The organism is Ectopseudomonas chengduensis (genome assembly GCF_900102635.1).
GTDB classification, from domain to species: Bacteria; Pseudomonadota; Gammaproteobacteria; order Pseudomonadales; family Pseudomonadaceae; genus Aquipseudomonas; species Aquipseudomonas chengduensis.
Genome location: NZ_FMZQ01000009.1, coordinates 112,051 through 131,404 on the forward strand (window position 1 = coordinate 112,051; position 19,354 = coordinate 131,404).

The window sequence follows — 19,354 nt, forward strand, 5'->3', positions numbered from 1 at the left end:
TGGCGGGTGACGCAAGGCAGCAAATCAGATGCTGCTTTGGCATTTGAGCAATTCACAGCGGCCGTGGCGGCGCTAAACTGCGCGCCTTTAACGATGCTGCAGCTGGAGGTGGCGGTGCGGATTCTGCTGGTCGAAGACCATCCGCAATTGGCGGAAAGCGTGGCCCAGGCGCTCAAAGGTGCAGGCTGGACGGTGGACGTGCTGCACGATGGCGTGGCTGCTGACCTTGCGCTGTGCAGCGAAGAGTATGCGTTGGCGATTCTCGATATCGGTTTGCCTCGTCTGGACGGCTTTGCCGTGTTGGCGCGCCTGCGTGACCGCGGTCAGACCCTGCCGGTGCTGATGCTGACTGCGCGTGGCGAGGTCAAGGATCGTGTGCACGGCCTCAATCTGGGTGCCGATGACTACCTGGCAAAACCCTTCGAACTGACCGAACTGGAGGCTCGGGTCAAGGCGCTGCTGCGGCGCAGCGTACTCGGCGGCGAACAGTTGCAGCGCTGCGGCGACCTGGTCTACGACCTTGGTGCGCGTCGTTTCAGTCTCAATGGCGAAGCGCTCAGCCTGACTGCCCGTGAGCAGGCGGTGCTGGAGGCGATGATCGCCAGGCTGGGCAGGGTGATGAGCAAGGAGCAACTGGCGGCGCAGGTGTTCGGTCTGGACGAGGACGCCAGCCCGGATGCCATCGAAATCTACATTCACCGCCTACGCAAGAAGCTCGAGGGCAGCGCCGTACGCATCGTCACCTTCCGTGGTCTTGGCTACTTGCTGGAAGCGGTCGAGGCATGAGTCGTGGCGTCAGTCTGCGCGGGCGTCTGCTGCGGCGCCTGGCGCTGCTACTGTCGCTGATCCTGCTGCTGAGCAGTTTCAGTGCCTACTGGAGTGCGCGCCGTGCAGCCGATACCGCCTATGACCGCACGCTGCTGGCATCGGCACGCGCGGTGGCCGATGGTCTGTATGCCGAGGACGGCCGGTTGCGCGCCAATATTCCCTATGTCGCGCTCGATACCTTTGCCTACGACAGCGCCGGACGCATCTACTACCAGGTGCTCGACCTGCAGGGTAATCAGGTTTCCGGTTATGAGGACCTGCCGCCAGCTCCGCCGGGCACGCCGCGTACTGACGATTATCCGGCGTTGGCGCACTTCTACGACGCCGAGTACCGCAACCAGGGTGTGCGTGTGGTCAGCCTGCTGCAGCCAGTCAGCGAACCGCAGCTTAATGGCATCGCTGAAATCCGTGTGGCGGAGACACAGGGCGCGCGCGAGCGCATGGCTCGTGAGCTGCTGATCGGCACCCTGTGGCGTATGGGCTTGCTCTCGTTCAGCGCGCTGCTGCTGGTGTGGTTGGCCGTGAATCTGGCCTTGCGGCCGCTGGAGGCGCTGCGCAGGGAGGTGGCAGAGAGGGCCAGCGACGACCTGCAGCCGCTGCCGGATAGCGGTCTGCCGCGCGAGGTGCTGCCGCTGGTGGAGGCATTGAACCAGTTCAACGAGCGCTTGCGCGGTCTGTTCGAGCGGCAGTCGCAGTTCATCGCCGATGCCGCCCACGAGTTGCGCACGCCGCTGGCGGCACTGAAAGCGCGTATCACCCTGGGCTTGCGTGCCGAACAGCCCGAGGAGTGGCGCAGCACGCTGGAGCAGGTGGCGCAGCAAGGTGATCGTCTGACTTCGCTGGCTAATCAACTGCTGTCCCTGGCGCGTATCGAGAGTGGTGCGCGAGCCATTACCGAAGGCGGCGCGCAGCGTATCGACCTCGGCCAGCTGGCGCGTGAACTGGCTCTGGCCATGGCGCCACTGGCTCACGCCCGTGGCGTCGCGCTGGCGCTGGAGGCCGACCAGCCGGTGTGGATCGATGGCGAGCCGACGTTGCTCAACGAGTTGCTGAATAACCTGCTGGATAACGCATTGGCGCATACACCAGCCGGTGGCAACCTGATCATCCGCGCACTGGCGCCGTCGGTGCTTGAAGTCGAAGATGACGGCCCGGGTATTCCCGAGGCCGAGCATGAGAAGGTTTTCGAGCGTTTCTACCGACGCAGCAGCCTGGGTAATGGTGCAGGCCTTGGTTTGGCCATCGTCGGCGAGATCTGTCGCGCCCATCAGGCTCGAATAAGCCTGCATCAGGTGCAGCCGCATGGCCTGCGGGTGCGTGTCGAGTTTCCGCTGTCAGTGGCTGAGGCTTAACGGCTGCTGAATCTCCAGCAGGTACTGGGAAACCTTGCCACTGTCGCGCAATTGATTCAGACCACGATTGAAGCGCTGCATCAGCTCGGCATTGCCCGGCACCTCGCGCGATAGCAGCAGATGCAGGCTGTCGCTGCGCAGCGGCTTGCGATGAAAGCTCAGGCGCTGGCGTTCGGCAGCGCTGAATTTCTGATAGAGCAGGTCGAAGCCCACCACCTTGTCCATGGGAAACACATCGATGCGCCCGGCTAGCAACTGGCGCAGGCCCTGTTCATCACCGGTCAGGCGCACCACCTCGAGTTCACCGGCGGCTTCGGCGCGTTGAAAGGCTTCGCCGTAGTCATAGCCACGAGTACCGGCAATGCGCAGGCCGCGCAGATCCGTGACATCGTTCCAGTCAAACGCGTGGGGCTTGCGATAAAACAGGTAGTAGCCGCTTTCGACCACCGGCTCGCTGATGTGAAAGTGCCGTTCACGTTCGGGGCTGTGAAACCAGACGGCGCTGCCGTCGCGCACGCCTTGTTCGGCCATTTTCAGCGAGCGCGCCCAGGGGTGAAATTCCCACTGCACGTCGATGCCCTGAAGTGCGAACGCCTCGGCGACGATGCGTGACGCTACGCCATGGTGGGGCAGGGTTTCACCGAGATAGGGCGGCCATTCGCCGTTGGTCAGACGTACCTGCTCGGCAGCCTGGGCACTGCCGAGCAACAGGACGAGCAGGACGAATGCGTAACGCATGGCTCTACTTCCTCAAGCGAATCGTTCGAGTGTAGAGGCGTTATGCCATCCATGGCGAGATGCTTTTATTGCAGCATGCTCATGGCTGCTTCCATGGCAGCGGAGAGGTCTTCGTCGGCCTGCATGTCGACCTGCGGGTCAAGGCCCAGCTTGGCGAAGGCCGGCACCTTGCTCCAATCCAGCTGGGTGTAGGGGTGCTCGCTGCCCAGGTAGCTCTGCAGTGTGGCGACCTGGACGATATCAACATAATCGACCTTGGCCGAGTCGCGGGTGAAGTCCAGATACTGGCTCGGCACGATGGCGATGGGTTCGGGAAATTCCCAAGTGCGCAGGATCTTGTCGCCGATGATCGGGTGAATCTGCTCGATGACATGGTTGAGGCTGATGGAGTCGGCCAGCAGCTCGTTATGCTCTTCGGCGTAGGTGAGGATCGGCAGCACGCCGATCTGGTGCACCAGGCCGGCGAGCGTAGCCTGGTCCGGCATCAGGCGGGTGTAGTGACGGCACAGCACGTGGCAGATACCGGCGATCTCGGTGCTCTTGTTCCACACTTCGCGCATCTTGCGGTCGACCACGTCGCTGGTGGCCTGGAACATCTGCTCCATGGCCAGGCCGGTGGCCAGGTTGCAGGTGTAGTTGATGCCCAGACGGCTGACAGCCATCTGCAGGTCGGTGATTTCCTTGTTGCTGCGCAGCAGCGGGCTGTTGACCACCTTGATGATGCGCGCGGTGAGGGCGGCGTCGTTACCGATTACCTTACTGATCTGCGGAATCCCCACATCCGGGTCTTCGGCTGCTTCACGCACCCGCAATGCCACCTCGGGCAGGGTGGGCAGTACCAGCTCATCGTTTTCGATGGCGTGGATCAGTTCCTGTTGGACTTTTTCGGCAAGCTTGCTCATGAAGTAGCTCTCTTAGGCGATCCGAGGCGGCGCCGGGGAAGTTTAGTCAGCGCTGGATTTCCTGGTTGGCATCCAGCTGATAAGGCAGGTCGAGCAGGGTCAGGGGCGGGCCTTCACTGCTGCCGAGATGAATGCGGCCGTCGTTCACGGCGTCTTCCTGCAATACGGCGAGCAGCTCGATGGCGTCGCCGGCCTGGGCCGCCAGCACCACTTCGCCAACGCTGGAGCCATGCACCGGTGAGAACAATTCGACGCCGACGGCCGGTAGCTCTGCAGCGACCAGACGCAGGCGTTGCAGGCGGCGCTTGAGCTTGCCCAGGTACTGCATGCGCGCGACGATTTCCTGGCCGGTGTAGCAGCCTTTCTTGAAGCTCACGCCGCCGAGGGCCTGCAGGTTGATCATCTGCGGGATGAACAGCTCGCGTGTGGCGCCGAACACCTGGCCCACGCCCGCACGGACCTGGGCCAGCAACCAGTCGTTCAGTGGCGCCTGCGGCAGTTGAGCGGCCAATTGGGCTTGCAGCTTTGGCGCTTCCTCTACTGGCGCCCAGAGCTCGGCACGGCCATCGCTCAGGCGTACGGCGAGCAGTTGGCCGGCGCTGGCCAGGGAATCACTGGCGGTGCCCAGTTGCAGATCGAGTTCGCTCAGCACGGCATCGGCGCCCGCCAGGCCAAAACGGACCCAGGCGGCGCTTTCGTCGCTGAGCTTGGATTTGGAGAACACCGCATATTTCTGCAGATCGGCCTGCTGCGACTCGATCAGTTCGCGTGCCATGGCCAGCAGGTAGCCGTCTTCCACCGGGACGATGCGAAAGCTCGACAGCATGCGGCCCTTGGGCGTGCAGCGGGCGCCAAGGCTGGACTGGCTGGCACTGAGGTAATTGATATTGCAGGTCACTTGGCCCTGCAGGAACTTGGCTGCGTCCGCGCCGCGTACGGCGAGCAGGCCTTCGTGATCGAGGAGTGTGAAGTAAGCGCTATCGGCCATGATGCAAATCGAATCACTGAATAAAGGTCAGGGGCGTCATCATAGTGGGCAGGGTGGGGCCTTGTCAGCGCAATTGCGCAGCGTCTCGGTGAACAGCGAGGCAATTCGCCGTTATACTGCCGGCCTTGTTCGAGGAGTCCGTTGCATGGTTGAGCAAAGTGAACTGAATCGCCTGTTCTGGCATAGCCGCCGTGGCATGCTGGAGCTGGACGTGCTGCTGGTGCCTTTCGTCAAGGAGGTATACCCGAGCCTGGATGCCGAGAACCAGGCGCGCTATCGCAAGCTGCTGGAGTGCGAGGATCAGGACATGTTCGGCTGGTTCATGCAGCGCGGCGAGCCCGAGGATGCCGACCTGCGCCATATCGTGCGCATGATCCTGGACCGTGTCCAACCCAAGTGATGCCTTCGAGTGCCGTTGGCAGCCGTCACGCTGGCTGCTGAGGCTCTACCTGTCGGTCCAGGCGCTGGCCCTGCTGGCGCCGTGGCTGGCCGACATTCCCATGTGGTCTAAGCTGCTGTCACTCGTGGCGTGCCTGGCACACGCCGCCTGGGTGCTACCGCGACACGTCCTGCTGACTGCGCCACGGGCCATCACGGGTTTGCGCCGTGATGGATTCGGCTGGCATCTATATAGCGTTGCGGCAGGCTGGCAGGCGGTGCAACTGCGCCCGGACAGTCTGGCGTTGCCGCGGGTGGTGGTGCTGCGCTATCGCCTGCCAGGCCAGCGTTTCAGTCGCGGGCTGTGCATCGCCCGCGATGCGCTGGCGCCCGAGCAGCACCGGCGCCTGCGCTTGCGTCTGAAGTTCAGCCGACGGCGCTGGGCTGAGCCTGGTACGTCGGCGTCAGAATAGTGTCGCGGGCTTCGGCCAACTGCTCGGGGTAGTCGAGGGTGTAGTGCAGCCCGCGGCTTTCATGACGCTGCATGGCCGAGCGGATCATCAGCTCGGCGACCAGTGCGAGGTTGCGCAGCTCGATCAAATCGCGACTGACCTTGTAGTTGCTGTAGAACTCGTCGATCTCGTCCAGCAGCAGGCGCACCCGGTGTTGCGCGCGCTGCAGACGCTTGTTGGTGCGCACGATGCCGACGTAGTCCCACATGAAACGCCGCAGCTCATCCCAGTTGTGGGCGATGATCACGTCCTCGTCGGAGTCGGTCACCTGGCTGGCGTCCCAGTCTGGGAGGTTGGTGGGCATGCCGATAGTGTCCAGCTGCTCGACGATATCGGCGCAGGCTGAGCGCGCATAAACGAAGCATTCGAGCAGCGAATTGCTGGCCATGCGGTTGGCGCCATGCAGGCCGGTGAAGCTGGTTTCGCCAATGGCGTAGAGGCCGGGCACGTCGGTGCGGCCATGCTGGTCGACCACCACGCCACCGCAGGTGTAATGCGCCGCCGGCACCACCGGGATGGGCTGCTTGGTGATGTCGATGCCAAAGCCCAGGCAGCGTTCGTAGACGGTGGGGAAATGACTCTTGATGAATTCGGCCGGCTTGTGACTGATGTCCAGGTACACGCAGTCGACACCCAGGCGCTTCATTTCATGGTCGATGGCGCGGGCAACGATATCGCGTGGTGCCAGTTCGGCGCGCTCATCGAAACGCTGCATGAAGCGTTCGCCATTGGGCAGCTTGAGCAGGCCGCCTTCGCCACGCACGGCTTCGGTGATCAGGAAGCTCTTGGCCTGCGGGTGATACAGGCAGGTAGGGTGGAACTGGTTGAACTCCAGGTTGCCGACGCGACAGCCGGCACGCCAGGCCATGGCGATGCCATCGCCACAGGCGCCGTCGGGGTTGCTGGTATAAAGGTAGACCTTGGCCGCGCCGCCGGTGGCGAGAATCACGAAGCGCGCGCTGAAGGTGTCCACTTCACCGCGGTCACGATCCAGTACGTAAGCGCCCAGGCAGCGCTCGCCATCCAGGCCGAGCTTGCGCTCGGTAATCAGGTCGACGGCGACGCGCTGCTCCAGCAGCTCGATGTTCGGGCGTTGTCGGGCCTGCTCCAGCAGGGTATTGAAAATTGCCGCGCCGGTCGCGTCGGCGGCGTGGATGATGCGCCGATGGCTGTGGCCGCCCTCGCGGGTCAGATGGAACTCGAAGCCGCCGTCCTCGCGCGCGGTTTCATCGTCTCGGGTGAAGGGGACGCCCTGATCGATCAGCCACTGGATGGCCTCGCGGCTGTGTTCTACGGTGAAACGCACGGCGTCTTCGCTGCACAGACCGGCACCGGCGTTGAGGGTGTCGGCGACGTGTGATTCGACCGTGTCGGTATCGTCCAGAACGGCTGCCACGCCACCTTGCGCCCAGTAGGTCGAGCCATTGGCCAGCTTGCCTTTGCTCAATACCGCGATGCGCAGATGGGAAGGTAGGGTGAGGGCGAGCGTCAGGCCTGCGGCGCCGCTGCCGATGACCAGAACATCGTGCTGGAAGTGTTGGCTCATGTCCGAGTTCCGCGTGAAAGCGAGCCCTAGTATATAGAGAGGGGCAGCGGCACAATAGGTGGCTTATGACCGACCGCCGTGCTCGGGAACTTTCTTAGTCGTTAAGGTTCCATAGAGGGTCGCCCATATAAGGGAGAGCGCTTGCGCGTGCCTGCATCTGAAGTCAGCGGAGGGTGTGGAAATGAGCGGCGATAAGATTATTTGCGCGAGCGGAAATGTTCCGCTGGCGCCATTCCAGGCAGAGGGAAGAAAACTCTGCGGGAAGCTTGCTTGGAGGGGAGAACTTTTGCGTAAGACCCGAGTCTATCTTGGCAAGCTGATTCGCTTACGGGCGCAGACCTCCTCCGGGCGTTATGAGGAGAGTGCATGCTAACCCAGGAAGATGATCAGCAGCTGGTCGAGCGAGTGCAGCGTGGTGACAAGCGTGCCTTCGATCTGTTGGTGCTGAAGTATCAGCACAAGATCCTCGGTTTGATCGTGCGATTCGTGCACGACACCCACGAGGCTCAGGACGTCGCTCAGGAGGCTTTCGTAAAAGCCTACCGAGCGCTTGGAAACTTTCGCGGTGACAGCGCGTTCTATACATGGCTGTACCGCATCGCCATCAACACGGCGAAGAATTATCTGGTGTCACGCGGTCGGCGGCCGCCAGATAGTGATGTCAGTAGCGACGACGCGGAGTTCTATGACGGCGACCACGGCCTCAAGGACATCGAGTCACCGGAGCGGGCATTGCTGCGCGACGAGATCGAAGCCACCGTGCATCGAACCATCGCCCAGTTGCCGGATGATTTGCGCACGGCCCTGACCCTGCGTGAGTTCGAAGGCTTGAGTTACGAGGACATTGCCGGCGTCATGCAGTGTCCGGTAGGTACGGTGCGTTCGCGGATCTTCCGGGCGCGTGAGGCAATTGATAAGTCCCTGCAGCCTCTGTTGCAGGAAACCTAAGGCAGCGGCGACAGCCAAGAGAGGAACACCATGAGTCGTGAAACCCTGCAGGAATCGCTGTCCGCGGTGATGGATAACGAAGCGGACGAACTGGAACTGCGGCGTGTGCTAACAGCCAGCGATGATGGCGAGCTGCGTGGCACCTGGTCGCGTTACCAGCTCGCCCGTGCAGCCATGCATCGTGAGCTGGTGGTGCCGCATCTGGACATCGCATCTGCGGTTTCCACGGCGCTGGCCGACGAAGCCGTCCCGGCACGCAAGACGCCGATCTGGCGTAGTGTCGGGCGCGTAGCCGTCGCAGCATCGGTAACCGTTGCAGTGCTGGCGGGTGTGCGCTTCTACAACCAGGATGACCTGAGCGGCGCCCAATTGGCCCAGCAGGAGGCTTCTCCGGTACTCTCGGTACCGCAGGTGCAAGGTCCTGCGCTGCTCGCTGGTTACAACAGCAGCGAGGAAGCCGGCGAAGCCGCCGAAGCTGGCACTGCCAACTGGCATGAGCAGCGCTTGCCGAACTACCTGCGTCAACATGCGCAGGAAGCCGTGATGGGTACCGGTGAAACCGCTCTGCCTTATGCTCGGGCTGCAAGTCTGGAAAACCGCTAAGCGCTGAGGAGTCACATGCGCGCGATTCCCCTCTACCTTCTCGGTGGTCTGCTGGCGTTGCCGGTTCAGGCCTCCGAGGTGCAAGACTTGCTCGGGCGCCTCGCTGCGGCAGAGCGCCAGCAAAGCTTCCAGGGCACGTTCATCTATGAGCGCAATGGAAGTTTCTCCACCCATGCCGTGTGGCATCGGGTAGAGGAGGGGGGCGAAGTTCGCGAGCGCCTTCTGCAGCTCGATGGGCCTGCCCAGGAGGTGCTCAAAGTCGATGGTCAGGCTCAGTGCGTCACTGGCGCGTTGGCTGACCAGGTCAGTGAAGGGCAGGCTTGGCCTGCTCGCCAGTTGGCTGTCGAGCAGTTGAACAACTGGTATGACATTCGTGTCGTGGGTCAGTCGCGCATCGCCAATCGTCCGGCAGTCGTTCTGGTGCTGGCGCCCAAGGACCAGCATCGCTACGGCTTCGAATTGCACCTGGATCGGGAGACCGGTCTGCCGTTGAAATCCCTCCTGTTGAACGAGCGTGGCCAGCTTCTGGAACGCTTCCAGTTCGCTCAGCTGGATACCTCTGTACCCGCTGAAAATGCCATGCAGCCGAGTTCGAGCTGCAGGCCGGTGCGTTTTCGTGCTGCCGACAGCATGGCTGAAGGTACCTGGCGATCCGACTGGCTGCCGCCGGGCTTTACTCTGACTACTGCGCAGGTGCGCCGCGCGCCTTCCGCTGATGATCCCGTCACCTACCTGATGTACGGCGATGGACTGGCGCGATTCTCGGTTTTTCTCGAACCCCTGAAAGGTCGCGTCGTCGAGGATGCGCGCAGTCAGCTGGGCCCAACCGTCGCGGTTTCGCGGCGGATGAGTACCGACTCTGGTGACGTCATGGTGACCGTGGTAGGTGAGATTCCCTTGGGGACCGCCGAACGCATCGCCCTGTCAATGCGCGCCGGAGTGCCCGAACAGGCTAGCCCATGATCGAGGAGCAGGGGCGTGTAGTGGCGCTCGAGCCCGGCGCTGTCTGGGTCGAGACGCTGCGCAAGAGCACCTGCTCCAGTTGTTCGGCCAATGCCGCCTGTGGTCAGGGCCTGATGGATCGTCTTGGTGTAGGGCGGCAGCGCGGTTATGTGCGCGCGCTCAGTCAAATGCAGCTGGCGGTTGGCGATAGCGTGATCATCGGTGTGCGCGAAGATTTGCTGGTGCGTAGTTCTCTGCTGGTTTATCTGCTTCCGCTTCTGGGTCTGTTTGCCGCTGCGTTGCTGGCGGACGGTCTAGGTCTTTCCGAACCTCTGGTGATCCTGGCAGGCCTGAGTGGCCTGTTCGCCAGTTGGCTGATGGTTCGCTGGCGCGCCGCTCGCGTTGCCGAGAACCCCTTATTGCAGCCCGTTGTCCTACGTACGCTGCTGGCTACTTTGCCAGCGGCCGGTTGAGAGTGTCCGAGTTTTACATGGGGAGTGGTAGTTCGATGAGAAAACTCAAGTCCATTGCGCCGTTGTTGGCGGTTGCCTTGCTCTGGGGGCAAAGTCTGCTGGCTCAGGCCAGCCTGCCTGATTTCACCGATCTGGTAGAAGAGGCCTCGCCTGCGGTGGTCAATATCAGTACCCGCCAGAAGATGCCCGAGCGCGCCGTTGCCGGGCAGCCGGGCTTGCCTGATCTGGAAGGGCTGCCGCCGATGTTCCGCGAGTTCTTCGAGCGCAGCATCCCACAGATTCCGCGTAATCCGGGTGGTCGCCAGCGCGAAGCGCAGTCGCTGGGTTCCGGTTTCATCATCTCGCCGGACGGCTACATCATGACCAACAATCATGTGGTCGCCGATGCCGATGAAATCATCGTGCGTCTGTCTGATCGCAGCGAGCTGGAAGCCAAATTGATTGGTGCCGATCCGCGTAGCGACGTCGCGTTGCTCAAGGTCGAGGGCAAGGACCTGCCTGTGGTGCGTCTGGGTAAGGCAGATGACCTGAAGGTCGGCGAGTGGGTGCTGGCCATTGGTTCACCCTTCGGCTTCGATCACTCGGTGACGGCAGGGATCGTCAGCGCCAAGGGGCGTAACCTGCCGAGCGACAGCTACGTACCGTTCATCCAGACCGATGTGGCTATCAACCCGGGCAACTCTGGCGGCCCACTGTTCAACCTGCAAGGTGAGGTGGTGGGCATCAATTCGCAGATCTTCACCCGTTCCGGCGGTTTCATGGGGCTGTCCTTTGCCATCCCGATGGAAGTGGCCATGCAGGTGGCCGACCAGCTCAAGGCTGATGGCAAGGTGACCCGCGGCTGGCTCGGCGTGGTGATTCAGGAAGTGAACAAGGATCTGGCCGAGTCTTTCGGTCTGGACAAGCCGGCTGGCGCGCTGGTCGCGCAAGTGCTTGAAGATGGTCCGGCGGACAAGGGCGGTCTGCAGGTAGGTGATGTGATTCTCAGCCTCGATGGCAAGCCGATCGTCATGTCGGCTGACCTGCCGCACCTCGTGGGGGGGCTGAAGCCGGGTGAGAAAGCCGAGCTGGATGTCGTGCGTGATGGCTCGCGCAAGAAACTTAACGTCACCGTCGGTACGTTGCCGGAGGAAGGCCAGGAACTGGCGTCGTCCGGTTCGGCGCAGGGTGGCGAGCGCAGCAACAACCGCCTGGGTGTCACGGTGGTGGAGCTGACTGCCGAGCAGAAGAAAGGCCTCGACCTCAAGGGCGGGGTTGTAGTCAAGGAAGTGCTCAATGGTCCTGCGGCCATGATCGGCCTGCGTCCTGGTGACGTGATCACGCACCTGAACAATCAGGCCATTGACTCCATCAGCGCCTTCACTCAGGTGGCGCAGGATCTGCCGAAGAATCGTTCGGTGTCCATGCGGGTGCTACGTCAGGGGCGTGCCAGCTTCATCACCTTCAAGCTGGCTGAGTAACCCAGGTACGTTGAAGGGGGCGCTTTCGGGCGCCCTTCTTCGTATCTGCACCAGCGCTGTGCAGACGTGACGCCGTCGCGAGGGATCGGGTACAATCCGCGGCTATTTTCGGCAAGCGTCTTGCCCGTGCCTTCTTTGAGTGTTGATCTGTGAGTGACCTGAGTCATATCCGCAATTTTTCCATCATTGCCCACATTGACCACGGCAAGTCCACCTTGGCTGACCGTTTCATCCAGATGTGCGGCGGTCTCACCGCGCGTGAAATGGAGGCTCAGGTCCTGGACTCCATGGATCTGGAGCGTGAGCGCGGCATCACCATCAAGGCCCACAGCGTCACCCTTCACTACAAGGCGCAGGACGGCAAAACCTATCAGCTGAACTTCATCGATACCCCCGGTCACGTCGACTTCACCTACGAAGTCTCGCGTTCGCTGGCGGCGTGCGAAGGTGCGCTGCTGGTGGTCGATGCCGGTCAGGGCGTCGAGGCGCAATCGGTTGCCAACTGCTACACCGCCATCGAGCAGGGCCTTGAGGTCATGCCGGTGCTGAACAAGATGGACCTGCCGCAGGCCGATCCGGACCGCGTCAAGGACGAGATCGAGAAGATCATCGGCATCGACGCCACCGACGCCGTGGCCTGCAGCGCCAAGAGCGGCATGGGCGTGGACGAGGTGCTCGAGCGCCTGGTGCACACGATTCCTGCCCCGACTGGCGATATCGAAGCACCGCTACAGGCGCTGATCATCGACTCCTGGTTCGACAACTACCTGGGCGTGGTCTCGCTGGTGCGTGTGCGTCATGGCCGAGTGAAGAAGGGCGACAAGATCCTGGTCAAGTCCACCGGCAAGGTGCACCTGGTCGACAGCGTTGGTGTCTTCACGCCGAAACACACCGCTACTGCTGATCTGAAAGCCGGTGAAGTAGGCTTCATCATCGCCAGCATCAAGGACATTCATGGTGCGCCGGTGGGTGACACCCTGACCCTGTCCTCGACCCCCGAGGTCGAGGTGCTGCCAGGCTTCAAGAGAATCCAGCCGCAGGTCTACGCCGGCCTGTTCCCGGTCAGCTCCGACGACTTCGAGGACTTCCGCGACGCCCTGCAGAAGCTGACCCTCAACGACTCGTCGTTGCAGTACGCGCCGGAAAGCTCCGATGCCCTGGGTTTCGGCTTCCGTTGCGGCTTCCTCGGCATGCTGCACATGGAAATCATCCAGGAACGTCTGGAGCGCGAGTACGACCTCGACCTGATCACCACCGCGCCGAGCGTGATCTACGAACTGGAACTCAAGACCGGCGAAACCATCGTCGTCGACAACCCCTCCAAGCTACCGGACGCTTCGTCCGTCGCCGATTTTCGCGAGCCGATCGTCAACGCGACCATCCTGGTACCGCAGGAACATCTGGGTAACGTCATCACCCTGTGCATCGAGAAGCGCGGCGTGCAACGCGACATGCAGTTCCTCGGCAGCCAGGTACAAGTGCGCTACGACATGCCGATGAACGAAGTGGTGCTGGACTTCTTCGACAAGCTCAAGTCCACCAGCCGCGGCTATGCGTCGCTGGACTATCATTTCGATCGCTACCAGTCCGCCAACCTGGTCAAGCTGGATGTACTGATCAACGGCGACAAGGTCGATGCCCTGGCATTGATCGTGCACCGCGATAACGCCGCCTACAAAGGCCGTGCGTTGACCGAGAAGATGAAGGAACTGATTCCTCGGCAGATGTTCGACGTGGCGATCCAGGCAGCCATTGGCGGCCAGATCATCGCGCGGACCACTGTCAAGGCGCTCAGAAAGAACGTACTGGCCAAGTGTTACGGTGGCGACGTGAGCCGTAAGAAGAAGCTGCTGGAGAAGCAGAAGGCCGGTAAGAAACGCATGAAGCAGGTCGGCAACGTGGAAATTCCACAAGAAGCCTTCCTTGCCGTGCTCAGGTTGGATAGCTAAGGCTCTATGTCGATCAATTTCCCGCTCCTGTTGGTTATCGCGGTTGCCGTTTGCGGCTTCCTGGCCCTGGTCGATCTGATCCTGCTGGCTCCGCGCCGCCGTGCGGCGATTGCGGCGTACCAGGGGCGGGTCGACGATCCCGACGACAGGGTGCTGGAGCGCCTGAACAAGGAGCCGTTGCTCGTCGAGTACGGCAAATCCTTCTTCCCGGTACTGGCTATCGTGCTGGTGCTGCGCTCGTTTCTGGTCGAACCGTTCCAGATTCCTTCCGGGTCGATGAAGCCGACCCTGGAAGTAGGTGATTTCATCCTGGTCAACAAGTTCGCTTACGGCATTCGTCTGCCGGTGATCGACGAGAAGATCATCGAGGTGGACAACCCGCAGCGCGGCGATGTGATGGTGTTTCGCTATCCCAGCGACCCGACCATCAACTACATCAAGCGCGTGGTGGGACTGCCGGGTGATCGCATCGAGTACACCCAGGGCAAGCGTCTGCTGATCAATGGCGAGCCGGTGGCCGAGAAGCTGATCGGTGAGGAGCCGGGCAGCCTGGGTGGTGCGATGCTCTATCAGGAGCGTCTGGGCCAGGCCGAACACACCATTCGCAAGGAAATGACCCGCATGCGCCGCGAGCCTGGCGGCCAATGGGTGGTGCCGGAAGGGCACTACTTCATGATGGGCGACAACCGTGACAACTCCAACGACAGCCGTTACTGGCGTGATCGTCATATCCCTCAGGAGCTGTGGGGCATGGTCCCGGACGATCATATCGTCGGCAAGGCCTTCGCCATCTGGATGAGCTGGCCGGAGCCCAAGACCAGCAATCTGCCCAATTTCTCTCGGGTCGGCCTGATTCATTGAGCACTGGCGCGCTGTTCAATACAGCGCCGCAGGCTATAAATAGTCTAGCCGTCAGGCTTTCCAACAAGACCGTTCATTGGGGATACACATGACTTTCGCGCGCTCGCAGCAGGGGCTTTCGATTCTGGGTTGGCTGATGGTTCTGGCCGTGGTGGCATTCTTCGCCAGCACTGCATTCAAGGTGATGCCGCACTATCTCGACTATATGTCGCTGGAGAAGATCATCACTTCGGTGGAAACCGACAAGGCGTCGGATGTGCGCACCGTCGGTGAGTTTTACAACCATGTGAGCAAGGGCATGCAGGTCAACAACATTCGTGACCTGAACATGCGCGACGCCCTGCAGGTGAAGGTGGAGAACAACGAGTTTCTGGTCCACCTCAAATATGAAAAACGCGAGCCGCTGATCGAGAACCTCGATCTGGTGGTGAATTTCGACAAAGAATTTCGTGTACGGATGCCGTGAGTCCCAACCTTTCCCGCCTCGAGCGCAAGCTCGGCTATAGCTTCAAGGATCAGGACCTGATGGTCCTGGCCCTGACCCATCGCAGTTTCGCCGGCCGCAATAATGAGCGGCTGGAATTTCTCGGTGATGCCATCCTCAATTTCGTAGCCGGTGAGGCGCTGTTCGAGCGCTTCCCGCAGGCCCGCGAAGGCCAGCTATCGCGCCTGCGCGCACGCCTGGTCAAAGGCGAGACGCTGGCCGTGCTGGCCCGCGGTTTCGAGCTGGGCGAATACCTGCTCCTGGGCTCCGGTGAGCTGAAAAGCGGCGGGTTCCGTCGCGAGTCGATTCTGGCCGATGCCCTGGAGGCGCTGATTGGCGCCATCTATCTGGACGCCGGTATGGATGCAGCCCGCGAGCGCGTGCTGGACTGGCTGACCGGCGAGCTGGACGGCCTGACCTTGGTCGACACCAACAAGGATCCGAAAACGCGACTGCAGGAATTCCTGCAATCGCGTGCCTGTGAGCTGCCTCGTTACGAGGTGGTGGACGTACAGGGTGAGCCGCACTGCCGTACCTTCATGGTCGAGTGCCAGGTATCCCTGCTCAATGAAACGACCCTGGGCCAGGGCGGCAGCCGGCGTATCGCCGAGCAGGTCGCTGCGGCTGCGGCGCTGATCGCCCTCGGGGTGGAGAATGGCAATGACTGATGCACCTGTGACCCGTTGTGGCTACGTCGCCATCGTCGGCCGGCCCAACGTGGGCAAGTCGACGCTGCTCAACCATATCCTCGGGCAGAAGCTGGCGATTACCTCGCGCAAACCGCAGACCACCCGCCATAACATGCTCGGAATCAAGACCGAGGGCGAGATTCAGGCTGTCTATGTCGATACCCCGGGGCTGCACAAGAACAACGAGAAGGCACTCAACCGCTACATGAATCGCAGCGCCAGCACAGCGCTGAAGGACGTTGACGTCGTGGTGTTCGTGGTCGACCGCATGCGCTGGACCGACGAAGACCAACTGGTGCTGGAGAAGGTGCAGTACGTCAAATGCCCGATCCTGCTGGCGGTGAACAAATCCGACCGCCTGGAAGACAAGAGCGAGTTGCTGCCGCACCTCAATTGGCTGGCCGAGCAGTTGCCGCAGGCCGAGATCGTGCCGATCTCCGCGCTGCTGGGGCAGAACCTCGATACCCTGGAGAAGCTGGTGGGCGAGCGCCTGCCAGAGTCCGAACACTTCTACCCGGAAGACCAGATCACCGACCGCTCCAGCCGTTTCCTGGCTGCCGAGCTGATTCGCGAGAAGATCATGCGCCAGCTCGGTGCCGAGCTGCCGTACCAGATCACCGTGGAGATCGAGGAGTTCAAGCAGGAGGGCCGTATCCTGCATATCCACGGTCTGATCCTGGTGGAACGCGACGGACAGAAGAAGATCATCATCGGCGACAAGGGCGAGCGCATCAAGCGCATCGGCCAGGAAGCACGTAAGGACATGGAAACCATGTTCGACTCCAAGGTGATGCTCAACCTCTGGGTCAAGGTCAAAGGTGGCTGGTCCGATGACGAGCGCGCCCTGCGTTCGCTGGGTTACCTGGATTGATCGAGGCGCCATGCGCATCCTCGTCGTTGCTCATGGCGCATTCTGGCGGTTATCCACATGACTTCTGCCGCCTACGTTCTGCATAGCCGCCCGTACAAGGAAAGCAGTGCCCTGGTGGATTTCTTCACCGCCCAGGGCCGCGTACGTGCTGTGCTGCGCGCCGCTCGCGGCAAGGTCGGCAGCATTGCCCGGCCTTTTGCGCCGCTGGAACTGGAGCTGCGTGGGCGCGGTGAGCTGAAGACCGTCGGCCGCCTGGAAAGCACCGGCATTCCCCTGTTGCTGACGGGCGAGGCGCTGTTTTCCGGTCTCTATCTCAACGAACTGCTGATCCGCCTGTTGCCGGCCGAAGACCCGCACCCCGTGATGCTCGAACACTACGGTCTGACGCTGCAGGCACTGGCTGCCGGTCGGGCGCTGGAACCGCTGCTGCGCGCGTTCGAATGGCGCCTGCTGGACGAGCTGGGCTATGGTTTCGCCCTGGATCGTGACCAGCACGACCAACCCATCGATCCAACGGCACTTTACCGTTGGCAGCAGGACATCGGCCTGGTGCCGGTGGTACAACTGCAACCCGGTGTGTTCCAGGGCCGCGAACTGCTGGCCATGGCCGAGGCTGACTGGCAAACGCCGGGCGCGCTGGCCGCCGCCAAGCGTCTGATGCGCCAGGCGCTGGCACCCCATCTTGGCGGCAGGCCCCTGGTCAGCCGCGAACTTTTCATGACGCTCAAGGAGTCCAAGCGTGACTGAGGCCAATCGTATTCTGCTCGGCGTGAACATCGACCACGTCGCCACCCTGCGCCAGGCTCGCGGTACGCGTTACCCGGACCCGGTCAAGGCTGCGCTGGACGCCGAAGAAGCCGGTGCCGATGGCATCACCGTGCACTTGCGCGAAGATCGCCGACATATCCAGGATCGTGATGTGCGCGTGCTGGCCGACGTGCTGCAGACGCGGATGAACTTCGAAATGGGCGTCACCGATTTCATGCTCGGCTTCGCCGAGCAGATCCGTCCGGCGCACGTGTGCCTGGTGCCGGAAACCCGTCAGGAACTGACCACCGAAGGCGGCCTTGACGTAGCCGGGCAGGAAGCGCGTATCGCCGCAGCGGTCGAGCGTCTGACCATGGCGGGCTGCGAGGTGTCGTTGTTCATCGATGCTGAAGAGCGGCAGATCGAAGCGGCCATGCGCGTCGGCGCGCCGGTTATCGAACTGCACACCGGTCGTTACGCCGATGCCCATACGGCAGAAGAAGCTGCGCATGAGCTGTCGCGTATCCGTGATGGCGTCATTTGCGGCCTGAACCACGGGCTGATCGTCAATGCCGGTCATGGCCTGCACTACCACAACGCCGAGGCCGTGGCCGCGATTCCCGGCATCAACGAACTGAACATCGGCCACGCCATCGTCGCCCATGCGCTGTTCGTCGGCTTCAAGCAGGCGGTCGCCGAGATGAAAGCGCTGATCGTCGCCGCTGCCTATCGCGGCTAGCGTACTTTGTGGGAGGGGCTTCAGCCGCGACTTTCGATGGTCTATCGCCGCTGAAGCGCCTCCCACTTCGTTCGTTCAGTCCTGGCTGAAAGCCTGAACCATCTGCCTGGCGAGCGCCTCGACGGCGTCGTTGCGTTGATGGCCGAGAATCAGCTTGATGTGGTACTCGCCAAGGGCGGGCAAGCCTTGTTTTGCGCCGAGTCGGCGTAGCGGCGGCTTGACCAGGCTGCGGGGGAAAGGCGCGATGGCCAGGTCGGCGGTCATTGCCGCTTCCTGGCCAGCGCACTGCTCGCAGGAATAGGCGATGCGATAGGCCACACCCTGACGATCCAGCGCATCGAGCGCGGTGCGGCGCCAGGCGCAGCCCGGGTTGGCCAGTGCCAGCGGCAAGGGCGAGCGTTGCATGGCCAGGCCACCGTCACGCCCGGCCCAGACCAGCTCCTCGGAATAGATCACTTCGCCGCGGGCGTCATCCAGGCCGTCGTTGCCGGCGTTGATCAGGGTCAGGTCCAGCTCGCCGGCATCCAGCTTCGCCACCAGATCCACACTGCGCCCGACATTGACCTCGACTTCTACGGCTGGGTGACTGCGGGCGAACAGGGTCAGCACGCCTGGCAGCACGCGGTCGCCGATATCGTTCGGCGTGCCGAAGCGCACGCGGCCGGTCAGCGTCGGGGTGAGAAAGCGTGCCACCGCTTCCTCGTTGAGCTTGAGCAGGCGCCTGGCATAGCCGAGTAGCACCTCGCCTTCGGCGGTCAGGCGAACCTGTCGTGCCTCGCGGATAAACAGGCGCTGGCCGAGGGTCTCCTCCAGCCGCTTGATCTGCAGGCTGACGGCCGCCGTGCTGCGAAACACCTGTGCTGCGGTGCGGGTAAAGCTGCCGCTGTCGGCGATGGCGACGAAAGTGCGCAGCACATCGTTTTCCAGAAGCGGCAGGGAGATGGGAGCTGTCGCGTTCATTATCGTTAAATATTACTTAATCCAGGTTTTGATATTTGTCGTTTGTTTGAACGATAGGCGCGTTTCATCCTGATCGCAAGCCCGGCAAGAAGCCGGCTGCGAAACGGAGGAAAGGTCATGAACAGTTCGAGCAATCGCGACAAGTCGCGCCCAGCCATGCCCGAGTTCTATATGCCGGCCATGTGGCCGCTGGATCTGCAGAACGCCATCGTCGACTGGATTGGCGCCTGGTTCTGGCGTCGGCGTATGCGCCGCTTGCTGGCGCAGGACATCGAGGGAAGGATCCGCCTTGGCGGTGCTCGTGGCGTGGTGGAGCAGGGCGCCGGTGAACCGCTGCGGCTGATCGCACAGCGGCGGGCGCGTTGGCTGCGGCCGTAGGGCGGG

Annotated in this window: 22 protein-coding genes; 17 read left to right on the top strand and 5 right to left on the bottom strand. The window is 62.2% G+C overall.

The features are described 5' to 3' along the window. Positions 1-114 precede the first annotated feature (114 nt). Positions 115-786 (top strand): response regulator, encoded by a 672-nt coding sequence (locus tag BLS08_RS15380; protein ID WP_026088647.1) that lies wholly within the window; start codon positions 115-117, stop codon positions 784-786. Continuing rightward, positions 783-2,180 (top strand): sensor histidine kinase, encoded by a 1,398-nt coding sequence (locus BLS08_RS15385; protein WP_021488459.1) that lies wholly within the window; start codon positions 783-785, stop codon positions 2,178-2,180. Before BLS08_RS15380 ends, BLS08_RS15385 begins: the two co-directional genes overlap by 4 nt. On the opposite strand, the gene BLS08_RS15390 is transcribed toward BLS08_RS15385, so the two are convergent. The 3 genes from BLS08_RS15390 to ygfZ all read right to left on the bottom strand — a co-directional run bounded on the left by BLS08_RS15390 (position 2,163) and on the right by ygfZ (position 4,808). Beyond that, the gene (locus BLS08_RS15390) at positions 2,163-2,918 is read right to left on the bottom strand and encodes a substrate-binding periplasmic protein (RefSeq protein ID WP_055987478.1); all 756 of its coding nucleotides are present in this window, start codon (positions 2,916-2,918) and stop codon (positions 2,163-2,165) included. The two genes, BLS08_RS15385 and BLS08_RS15390, sit on opposite strands and share 18 nt — an antisense overlap. Before the next feature lie 65 nt (positions 2,919-2,983). Further along, positions 2,984-3,820 carry an HDOD domain-containing protein gene (locus BLS08_RS15395; RefSeq protein WP_017677773.1) on the bottom strand — a complete coding sequence of 279 codons (837 nt, stop codon included), beginning with the start codon at positions 3,818-3,820 and terminating at the stop codon, positions 2,984-2,986. 46 nt (positions 3,821-3,866) lie between these two features. Continuing rightward, positions 3,867-4,808: a CAF17-like 4Fe-4S cluster assembly/insertion protein YgfZ gene (gene ygfZ / locus BLS08_RS15400; RefSeq protein ID WP_017677772.1), complete on the bottom strand. Its 942-nt coding sequence runs from the start codon at positions 4,806-4,808 to the stop codon at positions 3,867-3,869. A gap of 145 nt (positions 4,809-4,953) precedes the next feature. On the opposite strand from ygfZ, the gene BLS08_RS15405 reads away from it, so the two are divergent. Next, entirely contained in the window at positions 4,954-5,208 is a 255-nt protein-coding gene (locus tag BLS08_RS15405) for an FAD assembly factor SdhE (protein ID WP_017677771.1), read from the top strand. Next, positions 5,192-5,659 carry a protein YgfX gene (locus BLS08_RS15410; RefSeq protein WP_017677770.1) on the top strand — a complete coding sequence of 156 codons (468 nt, stop codon included), beginning with the start codon at positions 5,192-5,194 and terminating at the stop codon, positions 5,657-5,659. Before BLS08_RS15405 ends, BLS08_RS15410 begins: the two co-directional genes overlap by 17 nt. Here BLS08_RS15410 and nadB read toward each other — a convergent pair. Continuing rightward, positions 5,613-7,244 carry an L-aspartate oxidase gene (gene nadB, locus BLS08_RS15415; protein WP_017677769.1) on the bottom strand — a complete coding sequence of 544 codons (1,632 nt, stop codon included), beginning with the start codon at positions 7,242-7,244 and terminating at the stop codon, positions 5,613-5,615. The two genes, BLS08_RS15410 and nadB, sit on opposite strands and share 47 nt — an antisense overlap. 366 nt (positions 7,245-7,610) lie before the next feature. Between nadB and rpoE the strand changes: the two genes are divergently transcribed. The 12 genes from rpoE (at position 7,611) to pdxJ (ending at position 18,010) form a co-directional block, all read left to right on the top strand. Continuing rightward, on the top strand, positions 7,611-8,192 hold the full coding sequence (gene rpoE, locus BLS08_RS15420) for an RNA polymerase sigma factor RpoE/AlgU (RefSeq protein ID WP_017677768.1): 582 nt from the start codon (positions 7,611-7,613) through the stop codon (positions 8,190-8,192). Positions 8,193-8,222: 30 nt separating this feature from the next. Further along, entirely contained in the window at positions 8,223-8,795 is a 573-nt protein-coding gene (locus BLS08_RS15425) for a sigma-E factor negative regulatory protein (RefSeq protein ID WP_055987480.1), read from the top strand. 15 nt (positions 8,796-8,810) lie between these two features. Next, a complete protein-coding gene (locus BLS08_RS15430; protein WP_055987482.1) occupies positions 8,811-9,758 on the top strand; it encodes a MucB/RseB C-terminal domain-containing protein in 948 nt (315 codons plus the stop codon). Beyond that, complete coding sequence (locus BLS08_RS15435; RefSeq protein ID WP_055987484.1) at positions 9,755-10,210, top strand: SoxR reducing system RseC family protein; 456 nt, start codon at positions 9,755-9,757, stop codon at positions 10,208-10,210. Before BLS08_RS15430 ends, BLS08_RS15435 begins: the two co-directional genes overlap by 4 nt. Positions 10,211-10,245: 35 nt before the next feature. Further along, positions 10,246-11,670: a DegQ family serine endoprotease gene (locus BLS08_RS15440; protein WP_055987486.1), complete on the top strand. Its 1,425-nt coding sequence runs from the start codon at positions 10,246-10,248 to the stop codon at positions 11,668-11,670. Positions 11,671-11,819: 149 nt separating this feature from the next. Continuing rightward, positions 11,820-13,619 (top strand): translation elongation factor 4, encoded by a 1,800-nt coding sequence (gene lepA / locus BLS08_RS15445; protein ID WP_055987488.1) that lies wholly within the window; start codon positions 11,820-11,822, stop codon positions 13,617-13,619. A 6-nt stretch (positions 13,620-13,625) separates the two neighbouring features. Further along, the gene (gene lepB, locus BLS08_RS15450; protein WP_055987491.1) at positions 13,626-14,480 is read left to right on the top strand and encodes a signal peptidase I; all 855 of its coding nucleotides are present in this window, start codon (positions 13,626-13,628) and stop codon (positions 14,478-14,480) included. 88 nt (positions 14,481-14,568) lie between these two features. Next, the gene (locus BLS08_RS15455) at positions 14,569-14,946 is read left to right on the top strand and encodes a DUF4845 domain-containing protein (RefSeq protein WP_017677761.1); all 378 of its coding nucleotides are present in this window, start codon (positions 14,569-14,571) and stop codon (positions 14,944-14,946) included. Continuing rightward, positions 14,943-15,632 (top strand): ribonuclease III, encoded by a 690-nt coding sequence (rnc, locus tag BLS08_RS15460; RefSeq protein ID WP_055987493.1) that lies wholly within the window; start codon positions 14,943-14,945, stop codon positions 15,630-15,632. The genes BLS08_RS15455 and rnc overlap by 4 nt, the downstream gene beginning before the upstream one ends. Beyond that, entirely contained in the window at positions 15,625-16,524 is a 900-nt protein-coding gene (era, locus tag BLS08_RS15465; RefSeq protein ID WP_055987496.1) for a GTPase Era, read from the top strand. The genes rnc and era overlap by 8 nt, the downstream gene beginning before the upstream one ends. A gap of 57 nt (positions 16,525-16,581) precedes the next feature. After that, a complete protein-coding gene (gene recO, locus BLS08_RS15470; protein ID WP_055987498.1) occupies positions 16,582-17,271 on the top strand; it encodes a DNA repair protein RecO in 690 nt (229 codons plus the stop codon). Continuing rightward, entirely contained in the window at positions 17,264-18,010 is a 747-nt protein-coding gene (gene pdxJ, locus BLS08_RS15475; RefSeq protein ID WP_021488466.1) for a pyridoxine 5'-phosphate synthase, read from the top strand. Before recO ends, pdxJ begins: the two co-directional genes overlap by 8 nt. A 75-nt stretch (positions 18,011-18,085) precedes the next feature. On the opposite strand, the gene BLS08_RS15480 is transcribed toward pdxJ, so the two are convergent. Then, a complete protein-coding gene (locus tag BLS08_RS15480) occupies positions 18,086-18,970 on the bottom strand; it encodes a LysR substrate-binding domain-containing protein (protein ID WP_055987501.1) in 885 nt (294 codons plus the stop codon). A gap of 117 nt (positions 18,971-19,087) precedes the next feature. On the opposite strand from BLS08_RS15480, the gene BLS08_RS15485 reads away from it, so the two are divergent. Beyond that, positions 19,088-19,348 carry a hypothetical protein gene (locus BLS08_RS15485; RefSeq protein ID WP_017677755.1) on the top strand — a complete coding sequence of 87 codons (261 nt, stop codon included), beginning with the start codon at positions 19,088-19,090 and terminating at the stop codon, positions 19,346-19,348. Positions 19,349-19,354 lie beyond the last annotated feature (6 nt).

Bases quoted from the DNA above. Each gene is read 5' to 3' on its own strand.
- BLS08_RS15385 (WP_021488459.1), top strand. From the start codon at position 783: ATGAGTCGTGGCGTCAGTCTGCGCGGGCGTCTGCTGCGGCGCCTGGCG.
- BLS08_RS15390 (WP_055987478.1), bottom strand. From the start codon at position 2,918: ATGCGTTACGCATTCGTCCTGCTCGTCCTGTTGCTCGGCAGTGCCCAG.
- BLS08_RS15395 (WP_017677773.1), bottom strand. From the start codon at position 3,820: ATGAGCAAGCTTGCCGAAAAAGTCCAACAGGAACTGATCCACGCCATC.
- ygfZ (WP_017677772.1), bottom strand. From the start codon at position 4,808: ATGGCCGATAGCGCTTACTTCACACTCCTCGATCACGAAGGCCTGCTC.
- BLS08_RS15405 (WP_017677771.1), top strand. From the start codon at position 4,954: ATGGTTGAGCAAAGTGAACTGAATCGCCTGTTCTGGCATAGCCGCCGT.
- nadB (WP_017677769.1), bottom strand. From the start codon at position 7,244: ATGAGCCAACACTTCCAGCACGATGTTCTGGTCATCGGCAGCGGCGCC.
- rpoE (WP_017677768.1), top strand. From the start codon at position 7,611: ATGCTAACCCAGGAAGATGATCAGCAGCTGGTCGAGCGAGTGCAGCGT.
- BLS08_RS15425 (WP_055987480.1), top strand. From the start codon at position 8,223: ATGAGTCGTGAAACCCTGCAGGAATCGCTGTCCGCGGTGATGGATAAC.
- BLS08_RS15430 (WP_055987482.1), top strand. From the start codon at position 8,811: ATGCGCGCGATTCCCCTCTACCTTCTCGGTGGTCTGCTGGCGTTGCCG.
- BLS08_RS15435 (WP_055987484.1), top strand. From the start codon at position 9,755: ATGATCGAGGAGCAGGGGCGTGTAGTGGCGCTCGAGCCCGGCGCTGTC.
- BLS08_RS15440 (WP_055987486.1), top strand. From the start codon at position 10,246: ATGAGAAAACTCAAGTCCATTGCGCCGTTGTTGGCGGTTGCCTTGCTC.
- lepB (WP_055987491.1), top strand. From the start codon at position 13,626: ATGTCGATCAATTTCCCGCTCCTGTTGGTTATCGCGGTTGCCGTTTGC.
- BLS08_RS15455 (WP_017677761.1), top strand. From the start codon at position 14,569: ATGACTTTCGCGCGCTCGCAGCAGGGGCTTTCGATTCTGGGTTGGCTG.
- era (WP_055987496.1), top strand. From the start codon at position 15,625: ATGACTGATGCACCTGTGACCCGTTGTGGCTACGTCGCCATCGTCGGC.
- recO (WP_055987498.1), top strand. From the start codon at position 16,582: ATGACTTCTGCCGCCTACGTTCTGCATAGCCGCCCGTACAAGGAAAGC.
- BLS08_RS15480 (WP_055987501.1), bottom strand. From the start codon at position 18,970: ATGAACGCGACAGCTCCCATCTCCCTGCCGCTTCTGGAAAACGATGTG.
- BLS08_RS15485 (WP_017677755.1), top strand. From the start codon at position 19,088: ATGAACAGTTCGAGCAATCGCGACAAGTCGCGCCCAGCCATGCCCGAG.